Source organism: Pseudomonas sp. NPDC086278 (assembly GCF_050280905.1).
Taxonomy (GTDB): Bacteria; Pseudomonadota; Gammaproteobacteria; order Pseudomonadales; family Pseudomonadaceae; genus Aquipseudomonas.
The window spans coordinates 44,394-70,262 of the sequence record NZ_JBNNWE010000020.1 but is presented as its reverse complement, the minus strand read 5'-3'; the positions used below and the strand labels follow the sequence as shown (position 1 = coordinate 70,262).

Here is a 25,869-nt window from a genome sequence, read left to right as displayed (position 1 = left end):
GGCCGTCTCGTTGAATATCTGCATCATCATCGGCAAATCAGCGTCGCATGAGTCACGAATACCCCGTGGCAAGGTTGATGGCATGCGCCCGGTAAAAGCATTCATATTCCCGCCCTCCCCGCGTAGACACTTGTTTTCAGCTGACCACGGGCACGCGCCAGACGCGACCGTACGGTGCCGATGGGCACCCCGAGTTGCAGCGCCGCATCTTGATAGCTGATGTCCGAATCCACCACCAGATCGATCACCGCGCGCATATCCACAGACAACCGGTCCATTGCTTCCAGCGTGCGGATCAACACCCGCTGATGGTCACTGATCTGGCTCGGGTCATGCCCTTGCTGCAAGCTTTCGATGCCCGAGTCCTCAAGCGTTCCGCAGTGCGGCCGACTATAGAAGTTCTTGAAGTGATTACTGATGAGGTTGGAAGCGATGCCGAAGAGCCAGGTTTCGGGTTTTGAGGCGCCCAGAAACTTGTGCTTGTTACGCCAGGCTTCGAGGTACGTCATTTGCATCAAGTCGTCGACGTCCGCTCGATTGAATACTCGCTTCTTGATGAAACACCTCAGCTTTTTCTCGCTGCTACAGGCCAGTCTTGCGAGGTCCAGTTTGAAGATCCCAATAACTTTCGACTCTGTCCGGGCAGTAGTCAGTTCCATATTTTCAGCCCCCTCACTCACGCAATGCCGACAATGGCGAGGTAGAGAGAGAGCACCGAATGTACCAAGCCAGACATATATGTAACGTATTGTTTTTTATCGCTTTATTTTTCTGATAGAAGGGTTTTTTGCAAGTTCTTGCACTTTTGCAGGAAAACCTGTGCCATTTCTTGCACACCGCTGCGCGGCACAATCGACGATGGAACCGACAGCCGCGAAACGCCACTCAACTGTCACCTGCACAGCGGTGGATAGCGCGTTTTCATGAAAATCAATAACTACAACGATGTGGTGCCGCTGGACCTGATTCCTCGCCCAGTGATCGGGTCAGACGCCGCATCGGCGATAGCGAAGAACCCGTTGATCGACTCAATGGAGGAAGTCGCGCTCAAGTTCAGTGAAAGCGTAGAACGCCAAAGCAAAAGCCTGGACGAACGTAACGTCAGCGAAAGCGGCCGCGGGCAACGGGTTGAGCGGGTCGAGAAACTGGTCGAACTCTATCGCCTGCTTGAACAAGGCGACCGCCCCAATCTCGAACAGCAAGCTCAGCGCATGCAACGGCAACTGCAACAGGAGCCATCGTTGCAGGCCGCGCTGACGCTGGGTGATAACGACCCGGCGCGCACCGACATCCTGCTCCAGCAAGCCTTGCGGCTGTCCACCGCCGAAGGCCGCGACAGCGAAGTCGACACCACGCGCACCCTGATCGACGAGTTGCGCCAGGTACACGGCGACAAAATTCGCGCCGGGTTCAACACCGCCAGTGCAATTGCGCTGTTCAGCCAGGACCCGCAACAGCGGGCCTTGATGCGCCAGCTCTACTACAAGGCAATCGTCGGCCAGCAACCCTTGGCAAGTTTGCTGGAGGCACTGCTGGAGCGCTTCAGTGAAGAACATTTCGCCCGAGGATTGCGCACGTTGCAGCGTGCGCTGGCGGACGATCTTGCGGCACTTGCGCCTTCGTTGCCGGGCGCGGTGCTGGGCTCGATGCTTCGCGGTCTGGGTTCGTGCGGGCAACTGAGTAACCTGCTGAGAACCTGCAACGCGCTGCTCGAGCGGCTGAAATCGAGTTCTTCGAACGGCAATCTGACGACCCTGGTCATGAGCAAACGGGTGCTGCGCTTTTGTGCCAATGGCTTTTTCGCACGCGACCTGACGCTACTCACCGATGAAGCGGTCGGCAACGACCCCCGCCTGCATCCACTGTTTCTCAACGCCTTCCATCCGCTGTTGAGAAATCTGCCGCTGGTGTTATGGAAGGACTTGAAAACCCGCCAGAACGGCATGCGCCTGTTGCAAAACCTGATGGATGAGTTGGCACGCCAGGAACGCCAGTCCATGGGCCTGGCCGAGCCGCAGCGGGGCCCGCTATGAATCGGCTGATTCATATGCTTAACGCGCTGGCGCTCGCCGTTATGCGTCGCACAGAGATCGTCGGCGCAATGATGGTCATGGCCATCGTGTTCATGATGATTCTGCCGCTGCCCACCGCGCTGGTGGACGTGCTGATCGCCTTGAATATCTGTATTTCTTCGCTGCTGATCGTGTTGGCGATGTACTTGCCACGGCCGCTGGCGTTCTCGACATTCCCGGCAGTGTTGCTGCTGACCACCATGTTTCGTCTGTCACTGTCGATCGCCACCACACGCCTGATCCTTATTCAGCAAGACGCCGGGCATATCGTCGAGGCCTTCGGCAGTTTCGTTGTGGGTGGCAACCTCGCGGTCGGGCTGGTGATCTTTCTGATCCTCACCATCGTCAACTTCCTGGTCATCACCAAAGGCTCGGAGCGCGTCGCTGAAGTGGCCGCACGGTTCACGCTCGATGCGATGCCTGGCAAGCAAATGTCTATCGACAGCGACTTGCGGGCGAACCTGATCAACGTTCGCGAAGCGCGCCAGCGACGCGAGCAGTTGTCCAAGGAAAGCCAACTGTTCGGCGCCATGGACGGCGCGATGAAATTCGTCAAGGGCGACGCCATCGCGGGCCTGGTGATCGTTTTCATCAACTTGATCGGGGGCTTCTCGATCGGCGTTCTGCAAAACGACATGGAACCGGCCGACGCGATGCACCTGTACTCGGTATTGACCATCGGCGATGGCTTGATCGCACAGATACCGGCGTTGCTGATCTCCCTCACCGCCGGCATGATCATCACCCGCGTCGCCCCGGACAGTAACGCTGCCGATGCGAACATCGGCCATGAAATCGCCGAGCAATTGACCAGCCAACCCAAGGCCTGGGTATTTTCTTCGATCGGCATGCTCGGGTTCGCCGCGATCCCCGGGATGCCGAGCCTGGTGTTTATCAGCATCAGCATGGTGTGTCTGTTCAGTGGCCTGATTCAACTGTGGCGTATCCGCCAGAAGCAGATCTCGCAGGACAACGCCGGTGCCGAGCGCAACGGCGCCCCGGAGCTTAACGGGCGCGAGGATATTCGGCGCTTCAACCCGTCGCGGGCCTACCTGTTGCAATTCCATCCCAGCCACAAGGGCAGCACGCCGCTGGACCAGTTGCTGCAAGGCATTCGTCAGCGGCGTAACACGCTGGTGCACCATTTCGGCTTGACGCTGCCCTCCTTCGACCTGGACTTCAACGAGCAGTGCGCAATCGACGAGTTCTGTTTTTGCGTCTATGAAGTCCCACTGGTTCGGGCGACGTTCAGCAACTCGCGGATGGCGGTGGACCAACGTCAGGTCAGCAGCGTGGACGGTGGGGTTCCGGGCGTGCCGGAGCGCAACGAAGACCAGTGGGTGTGGTTCGATCTCGATCACTCAATCCTCAGCGACGGCACCGTCGAACCGGTCAGCGCGCAAGACCTGATTCTTGAACGCATGAGCCGGGCCTTCCAGCGGACCGGCCCGCAATTCATCGGTTTGCAGGAAAGCAAGGCCATCCTCGGATGGCTCGAAACCGAACAGCCGGAGCTGGCCCAAGAGCTGCAACGCACCCTGCCCTTGACCCGGTTCGCGGCGGTATTGCAGCGCTTGTCGGCGGAGCTGGTATCGCTGCGCTCGGTGCGCCCGATTGCCGAGACCTTGATCGAACAGGGCCAGCACGAGCGCGATTTGAACGCCCTCACCGATTACGTGCGCATCGCGTTAAAGGCACAGATTTGCCATCAGCATGCCGAACACGGCGCGCTCAACGCGTGGCTGGTCACCCCGGAAACCGAAGTGCTGCTGCGTGATTCGCTGCGCCAAACCCAGAACGAAGCCTATTTCGCCCTCGAACCCGAAGTGGGCAGCGTCCTTCTGGAACAGCTGCGTAACGCGTTCCCGTTGCGCGCCAAGCCGGCCCCGGTGTTGCTGGTCGCCCAAGACCTGCGCAGCCCGCTCCATGGCTTGCTCAACGATGAATTCAATCATGTTCCGGTGTTGTCCTTCGCCGAGCTGCTGTCCACGGTGCAAGTGCTGGTGCTGGGGCGAATCGATCTGGAAGAGGCGCAGGCCATGATGGCTTGACGGAGCAGCGCAATGAAACCCGAAATGATGTACGAACTGCGTGTCCTCACCGGCCTGCACCGTGGCGCGGCCCTGCCGTTGACCGGCGGCGAATGGGAAATCGGCTCAGCCAACAGCGCCGATCTGGCGTTGTACGACCCCGGCATCAAGGGCCGTCACTGCCTGCTGCGGCGAGTAGAGGGCACGTGGTCACTGGCGCGCAAGGACGGCGCCGTCACCGACAGCGAGGGGCACAAGGTCGATGCCATCGTCACGTTGCAGCCAGGAACGCCGTTCGGCCTCAATGGGGTGTGGTTGTCGGTGGTCAGTGCCAATACCGAGTGGCCGGAACAGGACGACGAAGAGCCGCCAGCCACGCCCGCCGCCTCGACGGAACCGGTTGCCGTCACCGACCAGCCGACGCCACGGCCACCAGCGGCACGCCGCTCGCTGCTGGGCCCGCTGCTGATGTTCGGCGCGCTGCTGATCTTTATGGGGGCGCTGTTCTGGGCGTTCACGGGGCAGGAGCCGCCAGTCGTCAAACCCGTACCGGGCCGCACCGTCCTCAAGGATTCCGCCGCGGTGCATGAAGTGCTGGAGCGAATGCTCAAGGAGCGCGAGCTACAGAGTCGCATCAACATCGTCGACGAACAGGGCAAAGTCTTTCTGCATGGACGCTTCGAGGAGGACGATTTATTGCAATCCACCGAACGCATGCTGATGCGTTTCGAACAGCAATTCGAGAGCCCGATGCAGGTGCTCAGTGCCCTGCCCCAAGCCACCCCGCTGTTGCCGTTCAGCATCGTGCAAATCAGCAACACGCGGCTGCCGAACGTGCTGACCAGTGACGGTCGCCGGCTGTTTCTCGGCGATGAAGTCGACGGCGTGCGATTAGTCGATATCACCGATCACCGGGTGGTGTTCGAAGGTGATCAACGCATTGAGGTGAGCTGGTAATGCAGGCCGATCTGGATAACCTCGCCGATTGGCACCAGCACCACCAACGGCGCATGGAAGGCTGTCGTCCGGTGGACATTCACGGCCGCATTGCCGGCGTCAACGGCATCCTGTTGCACAGTCGCATGCCCTTGGCGCGGATTGGCGATTTGTGCCATGTGCAGCGCACCGATGACACCCAGGTGATGGCTGAAATCGTCGGTTTTGATCGTCAGCACACATTACTCGCAGCGCTAGGCCCGCTTGAAGGGATCGCCATCGGTGCGCGGGTGACACCGCTGTTCCAGCCCCATGGTTTGCTGGTGGGCGACCAGTTGCTCGGGACTGTCCTCGATGGCTTTGGCCGGGCGCTGAGCGGCGAAGGCCCCGAGGCATTCGCGCCAGCCGGCACGGTCGGCGCATTACCGGTGATCCGTGACGCCCCGATGGCCACCGAACGGCCTCGCATCGACACGCCGCTGACCACCGGGCTGCGCGCGATTGACGGGCTGCTGACGCTGGGCGAAGGCCAGCGCGTGGGGATCTTCGCCGGCGCCGGTTGCGGCAAAACCACCCTGCTCGCCGAGCTGGCGCGCAATACCCCGTGCCACGCCATCGTGTTTGGCCTGATTGGCGAGCGCGGCCGTGAGCTGAGGGAGTTTCTGGACTTTGAACTGGACGCCGAGCTACGCAGCCGCACCGTTCTGGTCTGCGCCACGTCCGACCGCAGCAGCATGGAGCGGGCCCGGGCCGCCTTCACCGCGACAGCCATCGCCGAAGGCTTTCGCCAGCAGGGCAAATCGACCCTGCTGATCATCGACTCCCTGACTCGTTTCGCCCGCGCACAGCGCGAAATCGGCCTGGCCAGCGGTGAACCCGCCGGACGTGGAGGCTTGCCACCCTCCGTCTACGGCTTGCTGCCACGCCTGGTGGAACGTGCCGGACGCACCAATCAAGGGGTCATCACCGCGCTCTATTCGGTGCTGATCGAGCAAGACTCGATGAACGACCCGGTGGCCGACGAGGTGCGCTCCTTGCTGGATGGCCACATCGTGCTGTCACGCCGACTCGCCGAGCGCGGTCACTACCCGGCGGTGGACGTCCTCGCCAGCCTCAGCCGAACAATGAGCAATGTGGTGGGAACCGAACAGCAACACAGTGCCACTCAGCTTCGTCGACTGATGGCGGCTTATCAGCAGGTAGAGATGTTGATCAAGCTCGGCGAGTACCAACCGGGCAACGACCCTTTGACCGATTGCGCGGTGGATTCACGCGCACGGATCGACGGCTTCTTGCAGCAATCGTTGCATGACCCGGTGCCCTTCGACGAAACCCTCGACCACCTCTCACAGGTAACTGCCGATGTCCCACTCTGATGCTGACTCGCAGGTTCCAGCCAACGATCCGTTACTGACCGACCTGTTACCCACCCTCGACGTGCTGGCACCGATTCGTCGTCATCGGCTAACCATGGCCGAACAGGCCTGGCAACGCCATTACAGTGTGCTCACGGCCCTGCGCTCGCGCCTGGCGGAGATGACTGACCAATTACTGCAGCTGCAAGACAGCCAGCGCGCGGCGCGCCAGCAGCAACGTGACGAGCACCTCAACCGGTGCCTGGCGCTTCGTGAAATGAATGAATGGCTGGCCGTCGAACAACAGGCGCTGCGCCAGATCGAGCGCTTCGAGCAAAACCTCAAGAACTTGCAGGTGGAATGCCGGCAGCAGCAACACTGGACAGACGAAAGCCAGCAGCAACTGCGCCGCCGTCAACGCGACATGGAAAAACTCGATTACCTCCTCGACCTTTCGCGAGCGGTGTCATGAACCCACGTCATCCGCTGCACAAACCGACTGTCCGCCCAGCCGAGCCCCCGCGTGCGCGAAGCGAGGACGGCGCTACGTCCGGGGCCGTGCGCCATGAACGTTCCCGCGACTGGCGCAATGAAACGTGCGATGAAAGCGCCAGTTTCGAACAGTTGCTGTCACCGCCAGACAGCTTCGGCCAACCGACCCTGGCGGATTTTTCCGACGACGGCTTCGCTGACCGCCAAGAGCAGGGACAAGGGCAGCCGGGCGGCGGCAGCGCGATGCCGAACAATCGCTCCACGGCGTTATGGGAGACCTTGCTCCAGCGTCTGGAAGAGCGTCTCGCGGCGATGGACGACGGGCAGATTGAAGTGCAGCTGGAACTGCCGAATATGGGGCGGATTTCGATGCGCGTCGTGCCGCGTGGCGATGGCCTGGACATAGCGCTGCGCTTTGCCGAGGACAGCGCCTGGGAACATTGCCTGGCACACCAGCAGGCCAGCGCGACATGGCTGAGCAAGCAACTGGGGCGCCTGGTCAACCTCACGCTGCACCGCGAGGTGCATTGAGATGGGCGTCCAGGCCCTGCAACTTCGCTCGATGTCCAGCGCAGAAGCGAACGCCCGTGAGCGTTTGGGCGTCGGGCTGTGCCTGACGCTGACGCAACCTCACCCGGCAACGCTGAGTCTGCGCCTCTCCCCCGCGCCGTTCAGCACTGCGCCGGCGAACGGCGTGGACTGCGCTTGCGGACGGTTATGGCTGGACGACGCGCAGGCTCTGCTCAGCCAACTCTCCAGTTGCCCGGCGATCATCGCTGAGCCACTGACTGAGCTGCCGGACACTGATTGGTACTGGCCGCTGTACAACCAATACCTGGCACCGGAATTACAACAGGTGCTCAACCCCGTGCGTCCTGTGGCAGCAAAGCCCGGCCCGGGCCTGGACTGCCTGATAGAGCTGAAAACCGCCCAGGGTCACCGGCACCTCAGCCAGGCGCGGATAGCCTCAGAGGTGTTGCTGAAGTTGCTGGATCAGGGGCAATGGCATCCCTTGCCTCAGGCTCCCATCGCTGATTGGCCGTTGCGCCTGCCCCTTGTGCTCGGGCGCTGCCCGCTCAGTACCGCACAACTGGCGTCGTTGCGGCATGGCGACGTGGTGCTGGCCGAGCAACCGCTGTTTTCCCCCGAAGGCTTGGGCAGCTTGCAGGTCGGCGCCTGTCGCCTGCATCTGCGCCTGATACCGGGAGCCACGACGCGTTTCACTCTTATCGAACAGGAAGACCTGCCCATGAATGCCTCGCCAGATACGTTCTCCGTCGACGACAGTGAGCTCTCGACGCTGCTGACGTCGCCGCCTGAGCCCTTTAATCAAGATCAGGATCAGGATCAGGCATCCGCTGACGATGACTCAGCCCATCGTTTCGACGACTTGCCGCTGAACCTGACGTTGCGCGCCGGCCACCTGACATTGAGCCTCGGCCAATTGCGCCAGCTTGGCGTGGGCTCGGTGCTGAGCTTTGTCGGCTGCACACCCGGCCATGCGCAACTGTGTCAGGGAGAACGCGTGCTGGCCAACGGCGAGCTGGTGAACATTGACGGACGTCTCGGCCTGCAAATCACTGCGCTGGAAGCGTTACGGTGAACCTGCAAAACGTTGACCCGCTGACGCTGGCGCTATTTCTCGGCGCCCTGTCGCTGGTGCCGCTGTTGATGATGATTTGCACCGCATTTCTGAAAATCTCCATGGTGTTGCTGATCACGCGTAATGCCATCGGCGTACAACAGGCGCCGCCGAATATGGCGTTGTACGGGATTGCGCTGGCGGCAACGCTATTCATCATGGCCCCGGTGTTCAGCGATATGGGTCACCGTTTCAAGCAACTGCCCGAGCGCATGGAAAACGTCGAGGCGATGCAGGCGGCGGCGACGCAAGTGCTGGAGCCGTTGCGGCTGTTCATGGCGCGCAACGTCAATCCGGACATCCAGACCCACCTGCTCGAAAACACCCAACGCATGTGGCCGCCGGAGATGTCGGCGAACGCCAGCCGTGACGACTTGCTGCTGATCGTGCCCGCCTTCGTGCTCTCGGAGCTGCAAGCCGGGTTCCAGATCGGCTTCCTGATCTACGTGCCGTTCATCGTCATCGACCTGATCGTGTCCAACATCCTGCTGGCACTGGGCATGCAGATGGTCGCGCCAATGACCATTTCCCTGCCCTTGAAAATTTTGCTCTTTGTGCTGGTGGACGGCTGGACACGGCTGCTCGACGGGCTGTTCTACAGCTACCTGTGAGGGCTCCATGGATACGTTGACCCTGTTCAAGCAAGGCATGTTGCTGGTGGTGGTGCTGTCGGCGCCGGCGTTGATCGTGGCGGTGGTCGTGGGTGTGTTGACGTCGCTGTTGCAAGCGGTCATGCAGTTGCAGGACCAGACGCTGCCCTTCGCCATAAAACTGGTGGCGGTGGGCATCGCACTGGCGCTGACCGGGCGCTGGATCGGTGTCGAGTTGATCCAGCTGACTCAGCTGGCATTCGGCATGATCGCGCAGACGAGGGCCTGAAATGTACGCCGCGGCCTTCCCCGAAATCTCCCAATCGATCATCGCCCTGACCCTGGGCATGGCGCGTTTGTACCCGTGCCTGTTATTGGTGCCGGCGTTCGCCTTCCGCGAAATCAAAGGCATGCTGCGCAACGCCATCGTGCTGGCCCTGGCGTTGATTCCGATGCCGGGCATCCGCGCCAGCCTGGCGGGCCAATCGCTCGACTGGCTGGCGCTGGGAGGGCTGGTGCTCAAGGAAAGCATCATCGGCCTGCTGCTGGGTTTGCTGCTGGCCATGCCGTTCTGGATGTTCGAGTCGGTGGGCTGCCTGTTTGATAACCAGCGCGGCGCACTGATTGGCGGGCAGATCAACCCCGCGCTCGGCGACAACACGTCCGAGCTGGGCCACATGTTCAAGCAATTGCTGATTCTGTTGCTGATTCTCGGTGGCGGTTATTCCAGCCTGACCCAGATCATCTGGGACAGCTACGCGATCTGGCCAGCCAACCAGTGGCTGCCAATGCCCACCGCTGACGGCCTGAATGTTTACCTCGCGCTGGTGGCCAGCATGTTTCGCTTCATGGTGTTGTACGCCGCACCGCTGGTGGGGCTGTTGCTGCTGATCGAATTCGGGATGGCGATCCTGAGTCTGTACAGCCCGCAATTGCAGGTGTCGACGTTGGCAATGCCGGCCAAGAGTCTGCTGGGGCTGCTGTTTCTTGTGCTGTATTTGCCGATGCTGTGTTGGCTGGGCAGCAGCCAGCTGGCGCAACTGAGCGATTTGAAGCATCTGCTGCCGCTGATGCTGACACCCGCGCCGTGATGAATCGGCCTGATCACTGCCCTCGACATCCCCACACAGAGGTTGGCCCGTGAGCGAAAAAACCGAAGAGCCCACCCACAAAAAACTTGAGGACGCACGCAAGAAGGGCCAGGTCGGGCAAAGCCAGGACGTGCCCAAGCTGTTTATTTTTGCGGCGCTCCTGGAGCTGATTCTCGGCCTCGCCGACGGTGGCATCGACCGGCTCAAGGCGCTGGTCGCCCTGCCCCTGACCCAACTGAACCGGCCTTTTGGCGCGGGGCTCGGCGAGGTGCTGACCAAATCAGGATGGGACTTGCTGTTGTTCATGTTGCCCGTGCTGGGTATTGCCGTGGTGATGCGCCTGATTGGCGGCTGGGTTCAGTTCGGCCTGTTGTTCGCGCCCGAAACGCTGAAACTGGACTTCGAACGGCTCAACCCGCTGAACCAGTTCAAGCAGATGTTTTCATCCCGCCAGCTGTTCAACCTGCTCAACAGCGTGTGCAAAGCGGTGCTGATCAGCGTGGTGTTGTACCTGGTGTTACCCCCGGCGCTGGGGGATCTGATCGGACTGGCCAACACCGACCTGGACCGTTACTGGCACGCGATGATCGCCTTGTTCACCCACCTCTCGCGCGTTTGCCTGGGGGTGCTGCTGGTGTTGGCCGTGATCGACTTCGCACTGCAAAAATACTTCTTCCTCAAGGGCCAGCGAATGAGCCACGAAGACGTGCGCAAGGAATACAAGCAGATGGAAGGCGACCCGCACATGAAGTCGCACCGCCGCTCGTTAGCGCTGGAACTGACCCAGCAACCGTCAAGCGGCACTCCGGCGTCGGCCCCCGTCGAAGAAGCGGACCTGCTGCTGGTCAACCCGACTCACTTCGCGGTCGCGCTGTATTACCGCCCGCAGATCACGCCGCTGCCGCGCATCCTCTGCAAGGGACTGGACGCCGAGGCCCGTGAGCTGATCGACCGCGCCCGGCAGGCCGGCGTCCCGGTGATCCGCTTCGTCTGGCTGGCGCGCACGCTCTACCGCACCGACGTCGGGCGTTTCATCCCCCGTGAGACGCTGCAAGCCGTTGCTCAGGTTTATCGCTTGTTGCGCGAACTCGACGAGCACGCGAACAAGGAGCTGATAGAAATGCCGGGGGCACCTTACTGAGTCCGGCCGGGAACCAATCCACGCGCGATGCCACTCAGCGTGCAGGGTTCTTTCCTTAACGTTTCAGGCGGGTGCAACGAGCTCGCCCTGATGGTCGATGACTCGGAGCTAAAGCATGGAAACAATCAGTTCGACTCAAACATCCGCCCCGCTCGCCCTGTCCACCGACGGCATGCAAGGCAGCAGCGGTAGCAACCCGCTGGGGCTACAGCAAACAGACGCGCAGCCGACGCAGCGCAGTTCTCATTCGTTAATCAACTTCTTCAAGAATAAATTCGGCAGGTCCAGCGATCGCAATCTGGTCCAGGTCAACGCCCAGCCGAGCCAGCGAATGCAAGCGCCGACCGGGGCCGGCGATGGCAACCGCAACGCGGTCAACCCGCAAAATGCCGCGCCGGCAGCGCCACGCCAGCCCGTTGCGCCAGGTGCGCAATTGAACGACCAGGCCAACCAGATCCAGCGTCAGGTTGCCGTCAACGATACGCCCGCCAGGGTGCAGTTGGGCGCTGGCGGAGCAGCAGACTTTCAAGAATTCAAACCGGCAGTCGTCGGCACTGTCCTGAAGGACGCCTTGGGCCGGCCGGGCCAGACTTATCAGCATGCATTCAGTGCCAATAATCGCCAGGATCATGTGCTGCTCGAACAACAAGGGCATGTTCTGCATGTGAAGCAAACGCCTGCCGCGTTGATCTCGCTGAGGAGCAGCCAGCCTGAAGGCGCGGCCAACCAGAATGGCCAGCAGGTGGCGATGCTGCAGCAGGCCGATGCCACGTCTGTCAACGTTACGCACAATGGACAGCAGCGCCTCGCGCCGGACGGGCAAGCTCTACCGCCTCTGGAAACCATAGGACGCGCCCACGAAGGCCACCTCACCGGTATTCATCAGGAACGCGATGGCGTTGCGCTGCGCCTGCATCAAAACGAGCTTTACGCGTCAGAACGACCGGGTGATGCCTGGAAACCTCTGGCGTCCGGTGATCTGAAGTTCACCCAGATCGCCGCACAGGGCAACGGCAAACTCTTCGGTCAATCCGGCGATAACCTGATCGACCTCTCCAGCCACGACACCCCGACTGTGAACGTCCCACAGCTCAAAGCCTTCGCGGTCAACCCGTCCAATCATGCCGTGACCTTGAGCGGTGACCACTCCCAGACTCTGCAACTGTTTGACTTCAACCAGCCGCAACCTGCGAGCGCCGTCAACAAGACCCTGGAACTCAACGGCGGCCAGGCCGAACCGAAAAGCATCGGTTTCAGTCATGAGCGGTTGTTTGTCAGTGACACCGAAGGTCGGCTGTACAGCGCGAGCTACGCCGATATGACGAGCAACGCTGCTGTGCTGCCGTTGATGCCGGAGCAAAACTTTCAACCCGACGGCGAACGCCTCGGTGGCGACAAACAGGTGACGGGTTTTCTCAGTGGCAACAACGGCAATGTGCATGCGTTGATCCGTGACAGCAACGGGCAAACTCATAGCCATGCCCTCAATGAACCGGCGCAGCGCCTGGGGGGTGGCTGGAACCTGAGTGATGTTTCAGTGGTGGTCAATAACCGCGATCTGCCACCCGATACGAGCGTTAGCCAGTTTAATACCGTCGACCTCGGCCACTTGGGCAAGATCGGCATCGCCGGTGGCCAGGTCAAGCGCTGGGACGCCACCACCGAGGAGTGGAAAGACACCGGCATCAAGGATGTTTCACACTTGCTGCGAGGGCTGGATGGCAAGGCTTACGTGGTGCACGAAGGCACGGTGAAAAAGCTCGACGTCAAACCCGTGCACGCTCAATTCGCGGTAGATGGCAATCACGCGTTGAAGCAGGCGCCCTCCTCCAACGAGGTCTCGATAGGGGAAAAACTTCCAGGGCTGGATAACCGCGTCGTGAAGGCTGCCGCCATGCTCAACGAAAAGGAATTCGTGACGCTCGACGATAAGGGCACGCTCACCGCACACCACAAAAAAGGTGCGCCCACCGAAGTGAACAAGCTCAACTTCGAGGTGGGCTATCTGGCCATAGGTGCGGACGGGACGTTGTATGCAAAGTCCGCCGCGGGTGATTTGCACATGATGCACCCCAACAACTGGCGGGCCGATCAGGACGAGGCCCGTCCCGACGCGCCCTGGACAAAAGCCAATACCCCGGACGATCGTAAACTGGAAAGTATCCGTACCGGCAATGACAACACGCTGACGGCGAAACTCGAGGGCGGACCACCGGACGAACCCTTGATAAATGTTAAAGACGGGCACTGGAAACAGTTGCCTGCCAGTAATCCGACAGACCAGAAAAAAACGCCCGACCTGTTCGACCGCCTGGGCAATGCGGAGCATGCCAAACGCATTCCCGGCACCGGCCTGACGGGGCGAGTCACCACCGAGTGGATGGGGCGCGGCGCTTCGGGTGGCAATGTCATGTCGACCAACCGGGAGTTCGTCAAGGCTCACATTTTCGATCCGCATGGAAAAATCCCAAGGCCCGTCCAGTATGGCGCTGACAATATTCAGCATCGGTATCAGGGGCGCGATGGACTGGCCCCGGTGTACAAGCAAGAGGGAGAGTTGCTTAAAAAACTGGATGACCTAGCCAAAAAACCTCCCGCGGCTCCGGGACAGGACATGCAGTCGGTTATTGGCCGACTCGACAGGCTGGGCCCTGAAGGTGCCGAGCTGAAAAACCAACTGGAAACCTTTCGTGGCGAGCTGGAAGACAGCAGCTATCGCGCCACTCGGTATTTGGGCGAGCAACATGGCAAGTCGAGGCTGCTGCATCAGAACGAGGGGGTACTGAACAAACAGGGTGAAGTGTCGGCGCCTTCGCACCGAAGGGACATGCAATCGAAGCTCCATCATGCCGCAGATAAAATCAATCCCAAAAGCACCGGGAGTGACATGCTCCAGGATACGCTGCACGCCGTTAACCATGTGGCACCGTCGGCTGCAAACCCCACCGCTCATTTAATCGTGAAAATGCACGACAACGGGATGAGGATCTCCCATCAGAAGGAACAGGTGCCTTTTGGACAACGCCGAGACCGCGGCGACGATCAGGCCCTGATCAAATCGCGAGTGGCGTTGGACCTCGTTACGCTGGATAAACTCGGCCCGCTGCTGGAAAGAACCAAGGACCTCCGGCCGGGAGATCAGGAAGGCATAAAAAACCTGCTCAAAGATCAGCGGCTTCTGGCCAAGGAGTACGACAACAACCCGATCAAAGTGGTCACTGACGCGGGTGAAACCAACCATGTCGGGCTTGAAGCCCACTACGATGCCATCAAGTCCTTCACCAAGGGTTTCAGTAACGAAAACAGCGCCACCTACACCAGTTTTCGCGCGGCGACCGGTAGCAAGACAAAGGTCGAAACGGAAGAGAATTTCAAAAACGAGCTCAACCGCCTGGAGCCCGGCGAATCACTCACCATGCAACGCGGCTATGGTGCAAACCTCAGCGCACCGTTCGTTGGCATCCTCAGTAAGGCGGTCGGCCCATTTCCCAGTGCCTCCGTTGGCGCCTCACGCAATTACTCACTCTCGGCTTCGCGTGCCGAGGACGGCATTACGATCACGTTGCAACGCGATGGCATCGGGTCGGCGACTGGCGGTGTCGGGGCCAGCAAAGACTTCTTGCCGGGCATGGTCGGTCATGAAAATTATGGGTTGGGCATTGGCCAGCGAACCCTGACGCCACAGGTGCGTTTTGGCGCCGACGTCACCGCGTCCGCCAGCGCCACGCAGCGGGAAGCGATGACATTCACGGTGCCCAATGAAGAAATTGGCCAGTTTAGCCACGACCTTTTCAACGGCAAAATGAATCCCATGGAGTTGATGAAAAAAGTCCAGGACTCCTCAACCCAACAAGGCCGCCTGGTCAATGTCGATGTCAATGCCGGCATCAATGCGGAGGTTCGCGGCGGTATGGACCTGACGAGCGCAGGCGCCAATCCGTCGTCGAGCACCCGTGCCGGATTGGCCGCCGGTGCTTCCGTCAATCTGTTGAACTACAACAGCCAGGCAACCGAAAAGCACACGTACAAGGGCGATACGCTGGAAAACAGTCATAACCGACCTCGCGCATTCACCAGCGCCTCGGCGTCGGCATCTTTAAAAGCCACGCTGGCGGGTGGTCACAAGTCAGAGCACACCCAGCAAGGGATTGGCATTTCGTTAGGCGGCGGCGTGACGGCCAAGGTCGACAACAAGACCACCAAAGTCGGCAATGTCACCTACAAGCAAGCTGAACCGCTGACTGCCGACAACCTCAGCAAGCTGAGTAAAAGTCTGGGTGCCGCGTTCAAGGACCCCGCCTCGCAACGAGAGCTGGCCCGCCTGGCCGACCGCACCCAGCCAGAGTATGTCGGCGCTAGCCCCAAGGACGCGCTGAACACCCATCTGCAAGGCCTTGAGCATCACTTCTCGAACAAGGCGCCAGATAGCGAAGAACGGTACGCGGCGTTGCGCGAGCTGAGAAACAGTACCGTTCAACAAGCCGCTGCCGAGCAGAATCGCAGCTTGGTCGTGAGCGCCGGCTTTGCTACCAATTACACCGACTTGTCTCGTCTGAACCACCAAGGCGTTGCCTCCAAGCTGTTGAGCCTGGCCAGCCCGTATCATTCGCCAAGCAATGCCGAACATGTCGCTGACCTGCTGCTAAGAGCACCCAACCTCAAGACTGCCATCGAACGGATGCAGGCTACCAACGGAACCGAAGGCAAGGTCGAGCTGGAGCTCAAGGATGATGTCAAAGACCGTATAAATGCCGGTATTCACGACGGCACGCTGACGCAGAAAGGTATTGATTCTCTGACGGCGGACCGCAGCAACATGCGGATCAAATCCATTACCGTGTCACGCAACGTCGGCAAGCAAGAGAGCTTCACTTCGCCGTTGCCATTGGTCAGCTACTCCAGCGCCGCCTCAGTGAGCGAAACCAAGACACTCGGCAAAATCGAGTTCAGCTATGGCAGGGACCAAAACAATCCAAAGGGAAGCACCATCTCGGGTGAAATTGGCAAACCGACAACGAACCAGAAGGCGACCATGGCGGGACTGAAAAACGAGGGCATGCAATTCAAGAGCTGATCTTGGGTTGAAACACATTCGCCCCGCCCCACAAGGGCGGGGTTTGCGTTTTTCAAGGAGACTTTCATGCGCCCTGCATTTTACGCCCTCGACACCTTCCCGGCCCTGGCCAACCTGGCGGCTAACTGGCAACTGATGCAACAAGAACTGCTGGACTTGCAGGCCCCGCTGCTGGATATCGACCGCACCGACAAGGATCACCAGCAAGTTCACGGCGAAGTCATCGCGCACCTGAATCAGGGCGGCCACTATGGCTGGCTCAAGGGTTGGGGGGATGCCGGCGGCAATCGTGACTGGGTGCAATACCCTCTGATGTTCAGGGATCAGCCGATCGCCCCGGCCCTGGCCGCGCTGCCCAAAACGCTGGCGCTGCTGAGTGCCGTAAGCGGAGTGAAAGTGGCGGCTCTGGCGCGTCTGGAACCGCACTCATGGCTGAGCACCCACCGTCACCCCGAGGTGCTGGATGAGGGGTTGTTGCAAATGCACCTGACCCTGGGCGCCGCGTCCGACCGCAACTACGCCTACCTCAACGTCGCGGGGGAATTTCATCAGCACCATTGCGGCGCGGCCGTGATCTTCGACGGTTCCCAGGATCACTTTGTGGTCAATGCCAGCGATGCACCGCGAACGATTCTTTACCTGGAGTTTGAACAGGCACGCCTGACCCTCGACACCGCTGTGCAGTAGCGACAAAAAAAGGGCTCATCATTCGATGAGCCCTTGATGTTTCAGTGATTACACATGACTAGCGGGTCTTGTCGCCCGCGGCTTCGAGCAAGCGGTCGGCGATAATCCGCACGATCCAGAACGCCGTCACGGCCGCCGCTGCGTTGACCTGGTCAGTACCGGCATTTCGCTGGAAGTCAGTCTCCAGGCTGTCGACGTGTGCCGCCAGATCGAAGCGTCCATGAAGGCGCTCCGGTGGTTTGCCCAAGGTGGTGTGCAAAGAGTCGCTGACCATGCCAATCGCTTGCCTGAACGCCTGGCACTGAGCGGGATCGAGGTAACCATCGCCCTGGACCAGACTGCGCCAACTGTCCGCCGAAAAGTCATTGTCAGCCCGTTCAGAACTCATTTCAGTCGTCCTCCACCCTCACCGCCAGCCTCAGCGCCGCCCCCAGCTCCAGCCGCAGGTGTGCCAAACGTTTCCGGGTGGCTGTCCATGAACTGGCCGATCATCTCCAGCAACTCCTTGAGCTTGTCGTCCTGAGACACTTGGCCGCCGCCATCGCCGGTGGGGCTGATGGATTTATCCAGCGAACCTTCGCCCAGGCTTTTCAGCAAGGTATTGGCCTGCTCTTCAACACTTGAGCCACCGTCCGCACCACCGGCGCCTGATGCACCTTTTGCGCCACCAAGCCCTGAAACGCCGCCGTTTTCGGCGGATTTATTGCCGTCGGCACCCTTGGACCCGTCCCCACCGAGAATCTTCTCGAACAGTGCCATGAGCACCTGAGTCAGAATGTCCTTGGCGGATCCGCCCCCCGTACCATCGGCGGATTTCTCGTCCTGGCCGGGCTTGTCGTCTTCACCCTTGAGGCTTTTCAGCAAGTCTTCACCGGAGTTCTTGCCGGCACCGGCCGCACCGCCAGCACCACCAGCGCCGCCGCCCTTGTCCGAGGACGACCCCAACAACATGTCGGCCAGCATGCCGGCGAGTTCCTGAAGTCCCGACTGGCCGCTCGTGGCGCCTTTGGCTCCTTGCTCAGGCGCCGCGCCACCGCCCGCGAGGCCTACAAGACTCTGTGATGAACCGGAAAGTACACTCATGTCTGCCATTTGCTTCGCACCTCATTTCTGAAATTGTCCGAAAGCGACCACCTTCATCGCTACACCTGTTGGCCAATGTCCGGCAGCACGCGCCGGAAATTCCAAAGGGTCACCGTCACTGAGTGGTCCATGGGACCAGGTGGTTCCTTCGAACGTCAGCTGATTACCCGGACGAGCTCGGTACGCGTGGCTTGCGCCTGTGCGATGAAACCCTGGACGAGGTCGCAAAACCGCTGTTCGTCAAGTTGCGCCAGCGCATGTTGGGTGCACAGGCGCACATCCTGCTGGTCCAGCGCCAGCCAGCAGCCATGCAGGTTGGCCACATCAAAGTTCATGCTCAGCAGGCGTTGCATGTTGTTCGGCCCAGGGCGCAAACCTCCCAGTCGACAATGCAAGATGACACCGTCGCTGTGGTCCGGGACCTCGATGACAACCGCCTGCTGCTGCGCACTGTCATTCAACGCGCACACGCCATCTTGAAGGTTTAAAGGAACACCCAGTTGCGCGCCCAAATGGGCAATGAAACGCTGGATGTCCGGTCGGGAGTTCGCCATGTAATGCTCCTCAGGTTGAAGTCGCCAAGCTGATGCCGGCTTGCAGCCTGAGTGGAGAAAACAGGGAGGAGAGTTCCGCCCTGAATAATTTTTCTGAAGTCAGCACCTCAACCCGGCCAGCGACAACAGTTGCGAAACCAACGATTGCAGCTGAGCGCTTTGACAGGTGTGATCCAGCTCGTGCCAGACCACAAACGTTCGCCGGCTATCGAGACAGATGTAGTAACCCTCGTACGATTCGGCGTTTTCAAAACGTCGTCTAAGCGTTTCCGAAAACAGGTCGGGACGCTGCGCCTGACGCTCGATATTGAGCATCAATGCCCAGCCCAGACTTTCCTGGCGACAGACAAACTCGATACCCGGCGCCCATTGCCATTTGCTGGCGCGTTTTTCACTTACCTGATTAAGGAAGCGCTGCTGATCACTCATTTGCAGGGTAGATTCAGTCATTGAGAGATACCGTACTGTATTCGCCACCTCCGTCACGCAGTACCGGAGACCACCACACGCTCAACCCTGGTTTGTCGGCCTCATAAGGCGGACAGTTTTGTGCCGTACAGGAAGTGTCTGGCGTAACAGCACAACCATTCAAACAAAGCAGACTGATCACCAGGACTGCGGCATAAGAGAACTTCATAGCTTCACCTTCCTTGTTTGTTTTTGAACACCCTACTCTGTCGCGGAGCAACGTTTATGGACTGCGCGCCCCGTCACCGGGCGTCGCGCTACTGTGTCTTGCTATCCCACCCTTAGCGTTCGGGCAACATCGACATCCGTGCCGGAGCACCGGGGGTCGAAGGCATTGCCACGGGCCGCGTGGCGACGAAAATCTCTGTCGACTCACCCGGCTGGATCTGAAATTGCGGGGCAGCAGTGACCGCCAGTGTTTGCGGTCCCGCGCACATGGTTGGCGAAAGGTATTGCGGTTTGTCGCTGATGTTTTTGATCACACCCACCGCCACCGTAAATCGCTCCGCGCTGAACCACTGCATGCGCTCTCGATCCAGTGCAAACGAAGCGTTCACTTTGCACAAATCGTGCAGCGCGACGCCGGAAGATGCCGGTTTGATGTTGCTGGAAATCCGCCCCCGGACCAGGTCTGCGAACGTCGTACCGATTTGCGCGCGCAAATCCGCTGCTTGCCCCGGTTGCCTGCCCGAGGCCAGTGCGCTGTCCAGCTGAGCGCGATTTTCGCTGGCGACGTAACGTGACGGGTCGACCTGATCGCCGATCAGCCGAGGGGTCAGAATGAACAAGCGCTCGCGCCGGGACACTTCGCGTCGCGTCGAGGAAAACAACGACCCGATCAGCGGCAGTTTCCCCAGGAATGGCACCTGGTCCTTATGGTCGCCGCGCTCATCGACATGGAAGCCGCCGATGACCAGCGAGCGGTTCTCACTGACCACCGCCTGCGTGCTGACCGTGCCGCGCTTTACCGTCGGGGTTTGCTGGTCGGCTTGTTGTTCCAGCTGGCCGTCTTCGATATCGACAATCAACTGAAAACGATTGTGCTGCTCCCCCGGAATCGTGCGGGGAATCACCTGCAGGCTGGTGCCCGCCGTGATGGGCATGATGTCGGCGACACGCTCGCCGGTGGCCGTGATGTATTGGGTGCGACTGAAATCGATCACCGCCGGTTGGTTTTCCAGGGTCAGCACCGAAGGACGGGCAATCACCGAGGCGACGCCCTGCCCCTCCAGCGCCTGGATATCGGCGTAAAAGCGATCAAAGTCGCGAATGAACAACGTTGACGACCCGCTGCCAAGCAACGAGCTGCCAAAGTCCACGCCACCGGCTCGGGCCGACCAGCGAGAACCGAGGCTCTGCAACTGACTGCGATCGATATCAAGAATGATGGCGTCGATTTCCACCAGGTTACTGGGCAGGTCCAATTGCTCAATCAACTGCTGGTACTGCGCGCGTTTTTCCGGATCGTCGTAAATCAACACGGCGTTATTGCGCACATCCGCCGCCACCCGGCGCTTGCCACCGCCTCCGGTGGCGGGTTTGCCGCCGGACTGACCGTTGGCGGCCCCGGCAGCCAGATTCATGATTTTGCCCCGGGCCATATCGGCCATCCCTTGCAACGCCTCGACATTGGCTCTGGGATTCTGCGCCGAAGGCATGGGCGAGCGCTGGCTGTCCAACAGGCCTTCAAGAATGCCGGCCACGCCGGGGACAGTGATTTGCTGTTCGCGGTAGCTGATATGCCGGTCGGACACGGCGGCATACCGCAGTGGAAACATCATCACCTGCTGCTTTTCATCGGGCTTGACCTTTTCCTTGCTGAAGCTGCGGATAAACTCCACATAACGCGCCGGCCCGCTGACCAGGACCACGCCTTCATCAGGTAGCTCGCCCCAGCCGAAACGCTTGTCCAGCAAGCCTATATCGGTCAATGCCTGCTTCAGATCCGGGGCGGCGTCGGCGGACACTTCCAGACGCTGGGACACTTGCGCCGATTGCGGGCTCACGTACAGCTTGCCGTTGTAGAGGAACCACTGGAACTGATGCTCCAGCGCCAGGCGGTCAAGAAACGCCTCGGCGTTGGGCGCGCGCAGCTTGGCGTCCACCACGCCGCTGACGCCCCGCATGCTCAGACCGACGCCATAGGCATCGGCGAAGTCTTTGAGGACGGTTTCCAGCGGGGTTTGCGAGGCTTCATAGCCGTACGCCGATTGGCGCCAGTCTTCGGGCACTACTGCCTCTACCGGCCACGACAAGAGCGCCAACAGAGAAAACCCGCAGAGTTGCTTAAACATAAGGGCTTCCCAAGGTTGGGCGATGAACGGGACGAGACGGTGCGGTGCTGCGTTCGAGCATCACTTCCCAGACATCCCATTGATTGGCCAATTCTTCGAGGGCAGCGAGAATCACTGCCACATCGACAAATGTCAGGTAACGCATCAGGCACAGCCGCCGCTCCACCGGGTCAAGCGCCAGTGCAGCGCTGAAACGCCCCAGGCTGGGGCCGGACAGGTGCAAGGCGGCCTCCAGTCCGGCATCGTCTCCTCGCCATGCAGCACTCAGCACTGCAATGCACACCACGCCGCCTGGACGCCGCTGCAACCGAAACGATGCCTGATCGATCAACAACTTCAACTCGCTGTCGCCACTGTCTAGCCAGTGCAATAAGCTCAACTTCAGCTCAGCGGATTTCATTGATGATTGCCTTTGCCAGGTTGTGCTTGACCACGATCTCCTGGTTGGCAGCCCAACTGGCCGTTGAGGATTGGCGAATGGCGGAGTTGAAGGCGTGCCAGTCATCCGGGGAAAACGCATCCATATTGGTCGCGGCGGTGCCCAAGTCCTTTTGTGCCTGCTCGAAGTTGTTGTCGAGACGACGGCGCAGAGCGTCGGCAGAAATCATCGTAATTACTCCAGGTCCGAGAACTACTCACTGAGTGGCACTTCGCGAGAGTTGGTTCCATGGCATCGATCAATCAATCGCGCGATCGGCCGTCGCCCCCGGCCAGAAGGCGTCTGTGAGCGCGGTCCAGCTCAGGCTGAACTCGCCTTGTTCGGTGCGCAGGCAAAGCGTCTGCGGGGGCAACAACGGGTCTGCACGCAAGGTCCACGCCGCACTGGCCTGCTGCAACCTCTCGGCCGCCGGTTCGAACCAATCCGGATGGCAATAAAGCACGGCGGCGTCATCTTCCGGCTGCGCGGCGAGGAGTTGCTGCACCAGGGCACTGATGCGCGCTCCGTCCGTTTGCTCTGCCAGCAACTGCTGCAACGCCGTACCCACCAGCGCTTCTGCCGTAGCGGTGATGTTTTCCCACATCTGACGGCGTTGAAGCTGCCAGTTTTCCAACAGCGCATCGGCCTGACGCCAGACCTCGGCGACGGCCCCCTTCTGCGCATCTTCACGCAGACGATCGGCTTCCACGCGCGCACTCTCCAGCAGCGCATCGGCCTGCGCCTGCGCGTTCGCCAGCAATTGCTCGGCGAGCACACTGTCGCTGAGAATCTCGCGACGTAACACCAGGCCGTCAGGCAGAACCTGAAGTCGACTGAGGGTCAGGCTGCGATGGGTCAGCATGGGGCGGTCCTTCTGCAAATAGAGTAATGGCGTACCACGCGACCGCTTGCCACAAGGCCTCCAGCCGCGACGCGGGCAAATTGTCGAAAGCAACGCACTCGGCGTCTTCGATCCGGCGACGGTCAAAATGCAGGCGCAGGCGCTGCCAGACTGGCTCACCCACCCAGGCGCGCAACAGGCGCAAACCTTGCACGTGCGCAGCGCTGCCAGGCCATTGCGCCGGCAACCAGCGCCCCGGCTGTAATGCCCTGCCCAGCCGGCGACACCAAATCAGGTCGGCGGCGTCGAGGTCGGTCTCTCGCAGCGGGTCATTACCCGCACACACCTGCACCACCAGGTTCAAGACACGCGACCACTGCGCGGTGTTCAAACGCAGCAACGGCAACAAATTGGCTTGAGGTGTCGGCGGTAACGTCGCGGTGAGGCCCACATATCGATCGAGCCCGGCACTCGGGTGGCGTTGCAGCCATGCCCAAAGCTCAGGCCGCACCGGCGCGTCACCCAGACACCAACTCGAATCGGCGACGCGTGCTCCGCTCACCCACCATTGCACCCACGCCAACGCCTGCTCATCGCTGATGTTGAGCAAACTCATGAGGGATCGGGCGGCGGACGATTCGTCTCGCCGGTGGCACCCGTCAGGCGTTTGCGCCAGGCCGGGTTGATGGCGACCAGCCCGCCGAGCAGCATCAACAACGCCACAGCGCACAGGCCCCCGATCCACTGCCAGAATTGCAGACGTTCAGGCGTCAGGCTGAAGGGACCGATGTTGATGAGCTCTTCGGTTTCCAGATAGTCCTGCGCGGGCACGAAGATCACCGCAAGCTTCTTGTCATCGGCGCCATTCATGCCGGGAATACTGCTGGCCACCATGCGGCGGATGCGCGGCAATACGCTATCGGGGTCCAGCTCGGCCCGGTGCTTGATGAACACGGCGGCGGAGGCCGGCATTACCGGTTCACCCGGTGCAATGCGCTCGGGCAGCACGACGTGTACTCGCGCGACCACCACGCCATCGATCTGCGACAGTGTCTGCTCCAGTTCCTGGGACAGCGCATAAAGATACCGGGCACGTTCTTCCAGCGGCGAGGAAATGACCCCTTCCTTGCGGAACACATCACCCAGGCTCGAACGCGAACGGCGAGGCAGACCGACAGCCTCGAGCACGCGAACGGCTCGAGACAAGTCGCCCGTCGCTACCAGCACTGCCACGCCATTCTTGTCCAAACGTTTTTGCACATCGATATGCTTGTTCGCCAGCTCAGCCAGTACTTCGTTGGCGTCCTGTTCGGACAAGCCACGATGCAACTCCATGCGCTCGCCGCAGCCCGTCAACAGCAAGATCATCAAGGCCATCACGATTGGCCTGAATACCTTGGGATGCATGGTCACGCCTTATTGGAGACTTGTGAGTTTTTCCACGCTCTGCGTCGCCTTGCTCACCAGCTTGGCGCTGAGCAGGCTTTCCAGATAGAACGACGACAGCGATCGGTTGGCCTGTAGCGCTTGCTGCGGGTCAATGGACCGAGCGGCTCGCTGCAAATCCCGATTCGCTTTCTCGCCATCTTTCAACAAGCTGGTCGATGCCTGAGCAATCGACGATTTTGCCGATTCCTCATGCGCGGGGCGACTCGCGCCCTGCTGCATCTGCACATTGAACCAGGCTATGTCCGCCTGGGCAGGCGCTGCGCTCGGCACCGCTTCGGAACCGGATAGACCCGAGTGGTTAGCTGATACCCCTGAAATCGCCATTCACGCTCTCCTGCCAGGACAAAATTTCACAGTCAGCTGCGGTAGCTGGTTGCACTCTGTTGCGTCAGCACCGACAGCACATTGCCGGCGGTAATGCTGGCATCGGTCTTCAACGTGTTGCCCGCGCCGCCATTGGCAAAGTTCTGCTCGGCATCGGGAAACAAGCCGCCCAGTGAATTGCCTTGGGCGCTGTCTTTGACTTCGGCCTTGATCATGTTGATCGCTTTCTGGAACTGTTCGCTTTCGCCGCGAGACATAAACTGATCGCCTTCGGACAACTCACCCATCCAGTCCTTGGACTTGCCATCCGGCTTGCCAAACTCCTCGGGGTGCATGTCCATGAAGCGCGAAACTTCCTTGAGGACATCTTTGTCGTCGTTCGAAAATTCCATCTCCCCGCGCCCGTCGCGCGCGGCGTCGCCGGTAGGCTTGAGCAGATTGTCGAGCTTCTCCTCACCCAGACTGCCCAGCAGCGCCGACAGCAGCGCCTGGATGTCATCCGAGCCGCCAGCGTCGCCAACTTTCTGCTTCTGGTCCCAGCCACCGTTGTTGTTGGTGCCGAGGCCTTTGGTGTCTTGAGTGCCGCCGCCAAGGATGTCCTTGATCAACCCCTCCAACCCCTTGGTAAATGCCTTGGTTTCATTGGCATCAAGGTAGTTGTCCTCGCCTAGCTCATCACGCCAGTTACGAACTTTGCCATTGGCGTCGTCAGGTTTGCCGAACTCGCCAGGGCTCTTGTCCATGTAATCGGCAATCATGCCCAGCAATGGATTTTTCGCATCGCCGATTGTGGAGCCACTTCCGGATTTCTTGAACAAGGCGTCGCCTAACAAAGACGCAATCTGACCCGCTGCACCATCGGAACTGCTTTTGAAATCCGACATATTGGAAGCAGTGCCCAGGCTGGCTTGAAAACTGGCGCCTTGGGGCATGCTTATCGAATTAGCATTCATAGACTCACTCCTGATTGACTGCGCAAGCCTTCGCCCCCTCGACTAATGTCGAGGGGGCGGGACCTATTAGTAGTTGATCGCCTTGCCGTTTTGCTGAGCAGCGTTTTGCGCTTTAGTTGCGGAGTCCTGATAGGCGGCAGAAATACCGTTAACGGTATCGGTCATCATCTTGTTGGACTGGGCTTCTGCGTTCATCGTGGTAGTTGCAGCGGCAGTGGCGTCCATCTTTGTCATTGCTGCCATCGAAGCGCCAAGGGATGCGGCACCGGCCATAGTTATTCTCCTGATCATCGATAATGGTTTGAACACCGGATTGATGTTCGAACATTGAGTGGGCTGTTTTCCAAAGCAGTTCCATGATTAACGGCAAATAGC

General features: G+C 60.1%; 27 protein-coding genes. 13 read left to right on the top strand and 14 right to left on the bottom strand.

The window, feature by feature from the left end; all coding sequences use genetic code 11:
- Positions 1-101: 101 nt before the first annotated feature.
- Positions 102-659 (bottom strand): RNA polymerase sigma factor, encoded by a 558-nt coding sequence (locus ACQKP4_RS08975; RefSeq protein WP_427632319.1) that lies wholly within the window; start codon positions 657-659, stop codon positions 102-104.
- 264 nt (positions 660-923) lie between these two features.
- Between ACQKP4_RS08975 and sctW the strand changes: the two genes are divergently transcribed.
- The 13 genes from sctW (at position 924) to ACQKP4_RS08910 (ending at position 17,110) form a co-directional block, all read left to right on the top strand.
- Entirely contained in the window at positions 924-2,033 is a 1,110-nt protein-coding gene (sctW, locus tag ACQKP4_RS08970; RefSeq protein ID WP_427632317.1) for a type III secretion system gatekeeper subunit SctW, read from the top strand.
- A complete protein-coding gene (gene sctV / locus ACQKP4_RS08965) occupies positions 2,030-4,123 on the top strand; it encodes a type III secretion system export apparatus subunit SctV (RefSeq protein ID WP_427632315.1) in 2,094 nt (697 codons plus the stop codon). The genes sctW and sctV overlap by 4 nt, the downstream gene beginning before the upstream one ends.
- Positions 4,124-4,135: 12 nt before the next feature.
- A complete protein-coding gene (locus tag ACQKP4_RS08960) occupies positions 4,136-5,059 on the top strand; it encodes an FHA domain-containing protein (RefSeq protein ID WP_427632314.1) in 924 nt (307 codons plus the stop codon).
- A complete protein-coding gene (locus ACQKP4_RS08955) occupies positions 5,059-6,414 on the top strand; it encodes a FliI/YscN family ATPase (protein WP_427632312.1) in 1,356 nt (451 codons plus the stop codon). The genes ACQKP4_RS08960 and ACQKP4_RS08955 overlap by 1 nt, the downstream gene beginning before the upstream one ends.
- On the top strand, positions 6,401-6,865 hold the full coding sequence (locus tag ACQKP4_RS08950; RefSeq protein WP_427632311.1) for a type III secretion protein: 465 nt from the start codon (positions 6,401-6,403) through the stop codon (positions 6,863-6,865). The genes ACQKP4_RS08955 and ACQKP4_RS08950 overlap by 14 nt, the downstream gene beginning before the upstream one ends.
- Positions 6,862-7,416, top strand: a complete 555-nt coding sequence (locus tag ACQKP4_RS08945; RefSeq protein WP_427632309.1) for a type III secretion system HrpP C-terminal domain-containing protein — start codon at positions 6,862-6,864, stop codon at positions 7,414-7,416. Before ACQKP4_RS08950 ends, ACQKP4_RS08945 begins: the two co-directional genes overlap by 4 nt.
- A gap of 1 nt (position 7,417) precedes the next feature.
- Positions 7,418-8,488: a type III secretion system cytoplasmic ring protein SctQ gene (gene sctQ, locus ACQKP4_RS08940; protein ID WP_427632307.1), complete on the top strand. Its 1,071-nt coding sequence runs from the start codon at positions 7,418-7,420 to the stop codon at positions 8,486-8,488.
- The gene (gene sctR, locus ACQKP4_RS08935) at positions 8,485-9,138 is read left to right on the top strand and encodes a type III secretion system export apparatus subunit SctR (protein ID WP_427632305.1); all 654 of its coding nucleotides are present in this window, start codon (positions 8,485-8,487) and stop codon (positions 9,136-9,138) included. Before sctQ ends, sctR begins: the two co-directional genes overlap by 4 nt.
- Positions 9,139-9,145: 7 nt before the next feature.
- A complete protein-coding gene (gene sctS, locus ACQKP4_RS08930; protein ID WP_427632303.1) occupies positions 9,146-9,406 on the top strand; it encodes a type III secretion system export apparatus subunit SctS in 261 nt (86 codons plus the stop codon).
- Position 9,407: 1 nt separating this feature from the next.
- Positions 9,408-10,208, top strand: coding sequence for a type III secretion system export apparatus subunit SctT (sctT, locus tag ACQKP4_RS08925; protein ID WP_427632301.1), 801 nt, complete (start codon positions 9,408-9,410; stop codon positions 10,206-10,208).
- A gap of 49 nt (positions 10,209-10,257) precedes the next feature.
- A complete protein-coding gene (gene sctU, locus ACQKP4_RS08920; protein ID WP_427632299.1) occupies positions 10,258-11,349 on the top strand; it encodes a type III secretion system export apparatus subunit SctU in 1,092 nt (363 codons plus the stop codon).
- Between the two features lie 115 nt (positions 11,350-11,464).
- A complete protein-coding gene (locus ACQKP4_RS08915; RefSeq protein ID WP_427632297.1) occupies positions 11,465-16,423 on the top strand; it encodes an AvrE-family type 3 secretion system effector in 4,959 nt (1,652 codons plus the stop codon).
- A gap of 66 nt (positions 16,424-16,489) precedes the next feature.
- A complete protein-coding gene (locus ACQKP4_RS08910) occupies positions 16,490-17,110 on the top strand; it encodes an aspartyl/asparaginyl beta-hydroxylase domain-containing protein (protein WP_427632295.1) in 621 nt (206 codons plus the stop codon).
- 58 nt (positions 17,111-17,168) lie between these two features.
- Here ACQKP4_RS08910 and ACQKP4_RS08905 read toward each other — a convergent pair whose 3' ends face one another.
- The 13 genes from ACQKP4_RS08905 to ACQKP4_RS08845 form a co-directional block, all read right to left on the bottom strand.
- On the bottom strand, positions 17,169-17,498 hold the full coding sequence (locus ACQKP4_RS08905; protein ID WP_427632293.1) for an HrpW-specific chaperone: 330 nt from the start codon (positions 17,496-17,498) through the stop codon (positions 17,169-17,171).
- Positions 17,495-18,193, bottom strand: a complete 699-nt coding sequence (locus ACQKP4_RS08900; protein ID WP_427632291.1) for a hypothetical protein — start codon at positions 18,191-18,193, stop codon at positions 17,495-17,497. The genes ACQKP4_RS08905 and ACQKP4_RS08900 overlap by 4 nt, the downstream gene beginning before the upstream one ends.
- A 155-nt stretch (positions 18,194-18,348) precedes the next feature.
- Positions 18,349-18,747: a type III secretion system chaperone gene (locus tag ACQKP4_RS08895; RefSeq protein ID WP_427632290.1), complete on the bottom strand. Its 399-nt coding sequence runs from the start codon at positions 18,745-18,747 to the stop codon at positions 18,349-18,351.
- A gap of 99 nt (positions 18,748-18,846) precedes the next feature.
- A complete protein-coding gene (locus ACQKP4_RS08890) occupies positions 18,847-19,197 on the bottom strand; it encodes a negative regulator of hrp expression HrpV (protein WP_427632288.1) in 351 nt (116 codons plus the stop codon).
- Between the two features lie 299 nt (positions 19,198-19,496).
- Entirely contained in the window at positions 19,497-21,509 is a 2,013-nt protein-coding gene (gene sctC / locus ACQKP4_RS08885; protein ID WP_427632286.1) for a type III secretion system outer membrane ring subunit SctC, read from the bottom strand.
- Positions 21,502-21,909: a type III secretion system chaperone gene (locus ACQKP4_RS08880; RefSeq protein WP_427632284.1), complete on the bottom strand. Its 408-nt coding sequence runs from the start codon at positions 21,907-21,909 to the stop codon at positions 21,502-21,504. Before ACQKP4_RS08880 ends, sctC begins: the two co-directional genes overlap by 8 nt.
- Positions 21,896-22,117 carry a serine kinase gene (locus tag ACQKP4_RS08875; protein ID WP_427632282.1) on the bottom strand — a complete coding sequence of 74 codons (222 nt, stop codon included), beginning with the start codon at positions 22,115-22,117 and terminating at the stop codon, positions 21,896-21,898. Before ACQKP4_RS08875 ends, ACQKP4_RS08880 begins: the two co-directional genes overlap by 14 nt.
- A 69-nt stretch (positions 22,118-22,186) precedes the next feature.
- Complete coding sequence (gene sctL / locus ACQKP4_RS08870) at positions 22,187-22,789, bottom strand: type III secretion system stator protein SctL (RefSeq protein WP_427632280.1); 603 nt, start codon at positions 22,787-22,789, stop codon at positions 22,187-22,189.
- On the bottom strand, positions 22,740-23,384 hold the full coding sequence (locus ACQKP4_RS08865; protein WP_427632278.1) for a hypothetical protein: 645 nt from the start codon (positions 23,382-23,384) through the stop codon (positions 22,740-22,742). The genes sctL and ACQKP4_RS08865 overlap by 50 nt, the downstream gene beginning before the upstream one ends.
- Entirely contained in the window at positions 23,381-24,175 is a 795-nt protein-coding gene (gene sctJ, locus ACQKP4_RS08860; RefSeq protein WP_427632276.1) for a type III secretion system inner membrane ring lipoprotein SctJ, read from the bottom strand. Before sctJ ends, ACQKP4_RS08865 begins: the two co-directional genes overlap by 4 nt.
- Before the next feature lie 9 nt (positions 24,176-24,184).
- Positions 24,185-24,541: a type III secretion system inner rod subunit SctI gene (sctI, locus tag ACQKP4_RS08855; protein WP_427632274.1), complete on the bottom strand. Its 357-nt coding sequence runs from the start codon at positions 24,539-24,541 to the stop codon at positions 24,185-24,187.
- Positions 24,542-24,573: 32 nt separating this feature from the next.
- Positions 24,574-25,494, bottom strand: a complete 921-nt coding sequence (locus ACQKP4_RS08850) for a DNA-binding protein (RefSeq protein WP_427632273.1) — start codon at positions 25,492-25,494, stop codon at positions 24,574-24,576.
- A 66-nt stretch (positions 25,495-25,560) separates the two neighbouring features.
- A complete protein-coding gene (locus ACQKP4_RS08845; RefSeq protein ID WP_427632271.1) occupies positions 25,561-25,767 on the bottom strand; it encodes an ATP-dependent helicase HrpA in 207 nt (68 codons plus the stop codon).
- Between the last annotated feature and the right edge of the window lie 102 nt (positions 25,768-25,869).